Origin of the sequence: Stieleria sp., assembly GCF_041595215.1 — a bacterium.
Lineage (GTDB): Bacteria > Planctomycetota > Planctomycetia > Pirellulales > Pirellulaceae > Stieleria > Stieleria magnilauensis.
Window position 1 is genome coordinate 1 of sequence record NZ_JBFHKV010000334.1, and the last position, 7771, is coordinate 7771.

Genomic DNA, 7771 nt, shown 5'->3' on the forward strand with positions numbered 1-7771 from the left:
CCCCCACTACCCGAAGATTGAGCTGCGATAGACGACTAGGTGCCGAGAAACATCGCGACGATCACCAGGGTTATCACCGCGATCAAGATCACGACCAAGACTTTGACGATCAATGACGTCTGGTACTTGATGTGCGGTGTGCGACGGATCGCGTCCTGATACGATTCGGAAAAGACGACTTTCCCTTTCTGGCTTTGCAGCAGGTACAGGATGTAACCGTTGATCAAGGTGCCGATCGGAAACATGAGCAGTCCGATAGTGCTGAACACCGTCGCCAATCGGCGCGCGGCGATCTTGAATCGTCGCAGTCCCAGGCCGGTATAGATCTGCACCGCCCCTAGACCACCGTACAGCCCGACCACCAACGCCGCCTCGACCAACCCCATGCCTTGCATCCCATTGCCGTCGACCAGCAGCGAAACCGCCGCCACTCCTACCATGCCGACGAAGAAGAGCAGCATCAGCACGCCGGGGATCAGATACAGAATCCCGACCGATTTGATCGACGCCTCGTGGCTGAGGTAACGTCGCCGATACGATTCCACATCGGACTCAAACCCTTCGGTCTCGGACACGTGCGACGTGGGAGCGTAGGGATTGAGCGCGGCGTCCGCGGCAACCGGCCGCTGAATCGCAAACGGATTGGCTTCGTCATCGGGCACCGCGAAGGGATCTTTCGTCACGATCGACACTCCTGCTCAACATCAATCTCAAACGGTTTGGACTCCCACGGAATCGACGCTCGCCACCCGGACGAAGAAAGCCCGACATCACACAAGCAGAACGATTGGCACGCGAAACCTTGGAGTCCGCAAACTGGAATTCACGAGGTTGAGATTGTATCGCAATCAGCTCCCCGCGGGAGCGTTGTCAGCTACCCGATTCTTTCATCAGCTCCGCTATTCGAAACTTGGAGCGGAAAACGGGCCAGGCTGTAACTTGCGGAACGATGAAACGATGACTTGGCCCACGGATGGCAGCGCGAACCCGCGGATGACAGCGGGTAAAAAAACCGTGGGTTCGCGCTGCCATCCGTGGTTTTGTTTCCGAACATTGGTCCGGTGAACTAGCTGGATTGCTTCGTCAAGATGGAATCTTAGGGTTGAAGCATTAGTACTGCCGCGGAGCAGCCGATGCATCGTCCAAGAAGGGTTGTTCCCAAGGCGGTGTCGTCGGGAGAGTCGCCTGTTGAGGAATCAACTCATCGGCTTCCGGTAGGTCCTCGGCGCGATCGAGCAGCTCCCGGCCTTTGGCGATCGCATTGGAGGCATCGGCGCGAATTTCTTCTCGGTTGAATCGGATGGTCGTCTCGTTTTCATCACGTTGGATCGTGAACCATCCGGCCATGAAGGCGCAAACAGCCAAAACTCCCAGAATCACAAGCGTCCGAAACATCTCACTTCCCTCTGTGGTTCGTATCACCTTGGCACTTTCGTCCATGAAAGCCGCAGTCTACGAAGAGTCGATGGCAGAGGGAAAGGTCAGTCCGCGGGGCGTGTCGTCATGACGACATTGCCCCTCTACGCCTGTGGCTCGTTGTCACCAGACGGCAGATGCCGCGACTAGAATCAGCCGATTCGTGTTCGCGATCACCCGCGAGATCGGTAGCTCCGTCAATCCACAAACACAAACTCGTTGGACAGCAGCAAGGTCTGGGCGAGTTGCGCCAGACGGCTCAGGGGTTCTTCGTTGCCCCGTTCGATCGGCCCCGCAAAATCGCGTTTCGAATCGCCTTCGAAGTATTCGCCGTGATCACTTTTGAGCGACACCTGACACCGTAAGAAAAACGAATCGAAGCTATCTGAGGCTCGCGGGGAGACGACAAAATCGACGGTTTCACCAGCGGCGACGTCGGCGCTCAAGTTGCGAAACGGACGATTGTTGCTCTTCTGGTTTTCTCGCCACAGCCGACGATCGCCGACCCAGATCGCCAGTTCGACGCCGTCACCTTGATCGTTTCGATGCCCCACCATGCCGCTGATCGTCACGCGACCGCTGGCCGGTGCGGTCCATCGTCGCACGACGGCATGCTTGCGCCCGGGGTGTCCATTCTCCGCACCGATCGACGCGTAGCCGAGTTCGCTCGTTGCGGGCAACTTGTCTTGGTCCTGCCACGTCGCCCCACTGAACACCGCCAGTGGACGAAACTCGGTCACGCGGCTCTCCGCGTTCGCCGGCGAGGTTCCATACCGCCAGGCGAGCTGGGGATTGAATCTCTGCTCGCGCTGACCGGCCGGCTGCCGCAAAAACGCAACGCACGTCTCACGCTCCCCCGCACTCGGTGGACGCGACAAAATGCGTTCGAACATGCGATCGACTTGCGCCGCAGCGTCCTGGCGGTTCGTTTCGACTTGCTCGGCCAGCGACCGCGCAAACGCGCCGATCTGTGGATGATTCATCAGGAACAGCGCTTGCTGCGGCACGGTGGTGAAGAACCGCTTGGGTGTGTGCGCGTCGGGACTGGCAACGTCGAACGTCCGGAACAACGACGGCAAGTTCTGGCGATCGATCATGGCGTAGAGCGTTCGTCGCGGGCTGGGCGAAGCCAAATGAATCTCGACCGGCGGGCCGCCGATGGTGCGATCGAGTCGCCCGCTGACCGCCAGCACCGAATCACGGAGGGATTCGAAATCACGGCGTCGCCGATTCCCGCGTGCCGCAAGACGGTTTTCGGGATCCAGACGCAGCGCTCGGTCATCGGCGGGTTCGGCCGATTGGGCATACACCCGCGACGTCACGATGCGTCGAACCAGCCGCTTGACGCTCCAATGCTCCGCAAACTCCGCTGCCAGTTCATCCAGCACATCGACCAACGGCGGCGCCTCGGTGCGGACACCGAAGTCACTGGTCGAATCAACGATCGGTCGACCGATCAGATGCATCCAGATTCGGTTGACGAACACGCGCGCGACCAGCGGGTTCTCGTGCGACGCAAGCCGCTCGGCCAACTCGCGCCGACCACTGCCATCGGTGAACCGCGGCTCGTCGGGTTTTCGTAGCGCGGTCAGATACTGGCGTGGCGCCGTTTCACCTCGATTGCCGGGCTGACCGCGGAGGAACACGTGGCTGTCGGCGGGTTTCGCCCGGTCGACCAGGGCCAACGGGCTGGCGGCGTCTTCGGGAGTCTCGCTGCTTTGCAAGATGCCGAGCAAGGAGTAGTAATCGGTTGTCGGGATCGGATCAAACTTGTGATCGTGACAGCGTGCACAGGCGACAGTCATGCCCATCAACCCACGCGTGATGACGTCGATCCGGTCGTCGATGGTGTCGTAGCGATTGAGAAACCGGCGGCCGACGGTCAGAAACCCCATCGCATCCAAATCGCCGTTTTTGTTGGCGGGATCGAATCGATCGGCGGCCAATTGCAGACGTATCATCTGGTCCAGCGGGATGTCGGTCGCAAACGCCCGGATCAGCCAATCGCGATAACGATCGCTGCCTTCCAACCGGCGCTCCTTGCCCGCCAAGGCGTACCCGATCGTGTCGGCGTAACGCGCAACGTCCATCCAATGCCTGGCGAATCGCTCGGCGAATTGCGGCGAGGCGAGCAGCTGATCGACCAAACGGAAATGCTTGTCGGCGTCGCTGGAGGCCACGAAGGCGTTGATCTGGGCGATCGTCGGCGGCAACCCGGTCAAGTCGTGGTAGAGACGCCGGATCAACGTCTGGTCGTCGCATCGATCGGAAAGCGCAATCCCTGCGTCGTCTGCCAAGGCTCTGGCGATCGCGTCCATCACGTCGCAATCGTCTTCGCCGACAGCGACATCACCGCGAAACCGTTGGGGGGCGTTGAAGGCCCAGTGGGACCGAGGATCGATGTCCATCGGCGATGTTTTTTGCGGCGGCTCGGCGATCGAATTGCGGGGGTCGGGCGCCCCCATCTGAATCCATTGCTCCAACAGTTTGATTTCGCTTTCATCGAGCTTTCCGGTCGGCGGCATTTCATACTCCGCGTCGTCATACCGGACGGCCTTGATCATCAAACTCGCCTCCGGGTCTCCGGGCACCAGTGCGGGGCCGGACGTGCCGCCGGTCCGAAGCGAGTCGGCAGCGTCCACGAATAACTCACCGGACGATTCGCCGGATTGGCGCGAATGGCATTCGTAGCAGTGCTCGATCAGCAACGGACGAATCTTTGACTCGAAGAACGCTTCTTCTTCGGGAGCGATCTTCGTCGCTTGTTTCCCATCGGATGGCGCGGTGGGCGAGACGTCCGCGGCGGAAGACGGAGCGGTGGTGAAGCCTGCGACAGCGATGGCTGTGGCAAAGACGAAGGCGTATTTCATTGCGAGCGGTGGGCGTGGTGGTGGTGGGGCCAACAGAATAACCGCACCGAGTGGAAAACGCCAAATCAAACGGTGAGTCCCCGACAGGCTTTCCACATGTCAAAGTTTGCCCAGACGGCGTGTGTGAATCGGAAAATCGTCGACTCAGGCGTTCTCGAGCCGCCAACCGTTTTTCAGCCGCGGTTTCTTTCGTTAGCGTGTGCAACCACTGTGACTGGGTCACGAAATCATCTCCACACGACATTTTTACCACTCGGACGCTGATGCCTCAGGACGAACTCTCTTCCGCCAACGAAACGGAATCTCAAGTTACCGACACGATCGCGGAGCCTTCGGCAGGGCCGACGGACCCCGCCGCCTCCGAACCGCCCGTGGACGCTCCCGAAACGGCCGACGAAGTGATTCAGGACGCCGATCTGGATGCCGCCAAAGCTGCCTGGGAGGAGCAGACCGCTCCTAGCGAGGAAACAGCCAGCGATGAAACCGTCAGCGAAGAAGACTTGCAGCGGGCGAGCGCATTGGCCGAGCCGTTTGTCGGTCAATGGAATCAATTGATCAGCACGACCAATTGGGAAAAAGGCCGAATCATCAGCCAGTGGCGAAACGAGTTGATCGAATCGGGTGTCGATGCGACCCAATACTCCGATGACGCCTGGTCGCGACGCGTCGGCGGTGTGACCGCTCCACACGTCGGGCGACTCCGCCGGGTCTATGAGCGATTCAACGATTCCTATCAGAGCTATCAGGGGTTGTACTGGAGCCACTTTTTGGCGGCCCTGGACTGGGAAGACGCTCCGCTGTGGCTGGAAGGCGCCGCGAATGAGAAGTGGAGCATTTCGGTGATGCGTGAGAAACGCTGGCAGGCCGAAGGTGCGGTCGACAGCAACCGCCCGACCGACAGCCAAATCGTGGAGGTCGACACCGACGAAGACGTCACGCTACCGGCGCAAGGCGACGGAAAGAACCGCGAATACGACAACGACAGCGGCGGCGTCGAATCCGGTCCCACGTTCGAAGGCCCCGACTTCGGCGACGAAGAAGAACTGCAATCGCTGGCGGGCCAAAACAAGGACGGCGAAGCGGGCATTCAAGCCGATGGATCGGAAACCGAAGCCCCCGCGGCACCGGTTCAACCCTTCATCGGACTGCCCCAGTTGCCCAATGACCTGAACGACGCCATCGAGTCGCTCAAACTGGCCATCCTGCGGCACAAAGCGGCCGAGTGGCGCGATGTCGAACTGGACGTCGTCGAACGCTACCTGCAAGCCGTCGGTGTCATGCTCCGCAGTTAAACTCGTCGTCAGGGGCGAAAGTTGAATGCTGAGCCGACGGTGCAAGCCTAGTGCCACGTACTTTGACACCCAACGGGGTGTTGTTGGTTAGCGGCAGGGCGTGAGCCCTCCGGTCTTTCACAGTGTCTTTGAAGCGCGACCGGACGGCTCGCGCCGTTCCGCTAACACCTTCGCTGCTAAATTGAATCGACGCTGGGTGTCGCGTCTCGCAGATGCTCCTTTTGGCTGACCAACCGCGCGACCTGCTGCCATCCGGCATCGACTTCTCGGACGGATTCGCAGACCAGGTGCGCTTCGTCCCAGTCGTGCTCGTCTTCGATGGCGAACCGCAAACCGCAGCGGTCCAGTTCGTCGGGAACGGGCACAAAGTTCAACTCATAGTTGCCCGGTGCATCCTCCAGGCATCCGGCAATCGTTTGGCTGGGTGACAAGCGATCCGCGTTTCGTCGCAGCCGCCGGATCGCATCGGCGTGACACACCTCGCCGGCCAACCCCAGATGCTCCATCGGGGTTCGTCCTTGAGATGTCGACGTGTAGCCGAAGTAGTCGCCCTGTTCACTTTTCGATGCCTTGGACAACAATCCGTCGACCAAGGCGGCGTCGATAAACGGCCGGTTGGCGGGAACATAAAACACCCAGTGGGGCGTCGTGCGATCCACGATTGCGCCGACCCGCTCCACCAAATGGCACGTCGGCAGACTGAGCGGGCGGATGACGGCGCTGTTTAGTTGCGTCATCGAATCCGGCAAGTTGCAGCCCACCGCGTAAATCTCATCGACCCATTGGCATTCGCTCAACCGCGCCGCCATCCGTAACAGCAGGGGTTGCCCGGCAAGTCGTCGATGGGCGAACCGCTGGATCGGATGCGGCTGATCGACCCGCCGGTCTTCACGTTCGGCCGCCGCACCACCGGACAAACTGTCATCACCCAGCTGGTGATCCCCAAGATCAATGACCGCGACGATACGCTGGCCACACCGCGTCCCTTTTGCTTCTGACATCACCTCTCCCCCTCCATTGATGTTCTGATGATTCGATCAGCCGTCGATCGAATCGTCATCGCCATACCCCATTGTGGAGGCGCCCGGAACGCGGCGTCTATGGAAATCGGTTGTAACTTTTTGGCGAATCTTGGAATTTTCGCTCAAGTCCGGCTTCCATTGCGAGGTCTCCTCCTGCGATCCTCAGCAGTGTTAGGAAATCCTTTTCTTTTTGCTTTTCAAACACTCTGCCGGACGAGGGATCGTCATGCTCGAATTGCCCCAGTTTTTCGCCGTGGTCAATGCCCTCGCACTTCCCATGTTTGGGCTGTGGGCGTTGCTGTCGACCAAGCTGTCTGTCGGCGACGCGTTGCGACGTGCCGAACGCCGTTTCCTGATCGCGTTGGTGATCATCAGCCTGGTGACGCTGCGGACCGTGATGCGTCTCGATGACGTCTGGTTGATCCACACCCTGACGTTGGCTTCGATGGTGTTGGGTGTGTTCACCGTCCCCAGCCGCGAAGGCGCCCTGGCGATCTAACCCCGTGGTGTACGCTTCCAGCTTGCGACTCCGCCAGCTTGCGATTTCTAGCCAGAGCCTCCAGCTTGCGAATTCTGGCCAGCAAGCGATACTGGGCCGCTGTCCCCTTTCGCGCGCCCTGAAAATGCAATGCCCGACCAGCCGACGAGCACCCTGACCCCTGAACCGACCAGCGTTTCTGTCCAACCGGGCGGCGCCATCCGCGGAGCGATTCGACCGCCGGGCAGTAAGAGTTTGACCAATCGGGCGCTGATCTGCGCCGCGATGGCTGAGGGTCAGTCCACGCTATCGGGAGCGTTACGCAGCGAAGACACGGCGGTGATGATCGACAGTCTCCGCACCTGCGGCGTTTCGATCAATGTTTCCGAAGCCGGGCGAACGATTCAAGTCGACGCGTCGACCCGCAGCACGAACACCGACGTGACCCATGAATTGTTCATCGCCAACAGCGGCACCTCGATACGTTTTCTGACCGCTGCCCTGTCGGCGGCCGGCGGCAACTACGACTTGTCGGGCGTGCAACGCATGCACCAACGGCCGATCGCGGATTTGGTCGACGCCCTTGCCGAAGTCCAACTCGGTTCGATCATCACGCAATCCCCCGGCGGATGCCCACCGGTGGCGATTCGTTCCCGCGGATGGAGCGACAAAGCGATACGCGTCGGCGGCAGC

6 protein-coding genes and 1 pseudogene are annotated in these 7771 nt (G+C 60.3%); 3 read left to right on the top strand and 4 right to left on the bottom strand.

The window, feature by feature from the left end; all coding sequences use genetic code 11:
- Positions 1 to 35 precede the first annotated feature (35 nt).
- The 3 genes from ABX749_RS14360 to ABX749_RS14370 all read right to left on the bottom strand — a co-directional run bounded on the left by ABX749_RS14360 (position 36) and on the right by ABX749_RS14370 (position 4286).
- A complete protein-coding gene (locus ABX749_RS14360; RefSeq protein WP_372896582.1) occupies positions 36 to 683 on the bottom strand; it encodes a hypothetical protein in 648 nt (215 codons plus the stop codon).
- Between the two features lie 427 nt (positions 684 to 1110).
- Entirely contained in the window at positions 1111 to 1395 is a 285-nt protein-coding gene (locus ABX749_RS14365; protein WP_372896583.1) for a hypothetical protein, read from the bottom strand.
- 218 nt (positions 1396 to 1613) lie between these two features.
- Positions 1614 to 4286 carry a PSD1 and planctomycete cytochrome C domain-containing protein gene (locus tag ABX749_RS14370; protein WP_372896584.1) on the bottom strand — a complete coding sequence of 891 codons (2673 nt, stop codon included), beginning with the start codon at positions 4284 to 4286 and terminating at the stop codon, positions 1614 to 1616.
- Positions 4287 to 4549: 263 nt separating this feature from the next.
- Here ABX749_RS14370 and ABX749_RS14375 point away from each other — a divergent pair, with 263 nt between their 5' ends.
- Positions 4550 to 5578: a hypothetical protein gene (locus tag ABX749_RS14375; RefSeq protein ID WP_372896585.1), complete on the top strand. Its 1029-nt coding sequence runs from the start codon at positions 4550 to 4552 to the stop codon at positions 5576 to 5578.
- Between the two features lie 176 nt (positions 5579 to 5754).
- On the opposite strand, the gene ABX749_RS14380 is transcribed toward ABX749_RS14375, so the two are convergent.
- Positions 5755 to 6579 carry a hypothetical protein gene (locus ABX749_RS14380; protein WP_372896586.1) on the bottom strand — a complete coding sequence of 275 codons (825 nt, stop codon included), beginning with the start codon at positions 6577 to 6579 and terminating at the stop codon, positions 5755 to 5757.
- A gap of 247 nt (positions 6580 to 6826) precedes the next feature.
- On the opposite strand from ABX749_RS14380, the gene ABX749_RS14385 reads away from it, so the two are divergent.
- Entirely contained in the window at positions 6827 to 7099 is a 273-nt protein-coding gene (locus ABX749_RS14385) for a hypothetical protein (protein WP_145208778.1), read from the top strand.
- Between the two features lie 129 nt (positions 7100 to 7228).
- Positions 7229 to 7771, top strand: a pseudogene (locus tag ABX749_RS14390) (3-phosphoshikimate 1-carboxyvinyltransferase); the annotation flags it as partial.

What these genes read in the sequence shown, in the direction of transcription:
- ABX749_RS14385 (WP_145208778.1), top strand. Translation starts at nt 6,827, where the DNA reads ATGCTCGAATTGCCCCAGTTTTTCGCCGTGGTCAATGCCCTCGCACTT.
- ABX749_RS14365 (WP_372896583.1), bottom strand. Translation starts at nt 1,395, where the DNA reads ATGTTTCGGACGCTTGTGATTCTGGGAGTTTTGGCTGTTTGCGCCTTC.
- ABX749_RS14380 (WP_372896586.1), bottom strand. Translation starts at nt 6,579, where the DNA reads ATGTCAGAAGCAAAAGGGACGCGGTGTGGCCAGCGTATCGTCGCGGTC.
- ABX749_RS14370 (WP_372896584.1), bottom strand. Translation starts at nt 4,286, where the DNA reads ATGAAATACGCCTTCGTCTTTGCCACAGCCATCGCTGTCGCAGGCTTC.
- ABX749_RS14375 (WP_372896585.1), top strand. Translation starts at nt 4,550, where the DNA reads ATGCCTCAGGACGAACTCTCTTCCGCCAACGAAACGGAATCTCAAGTT.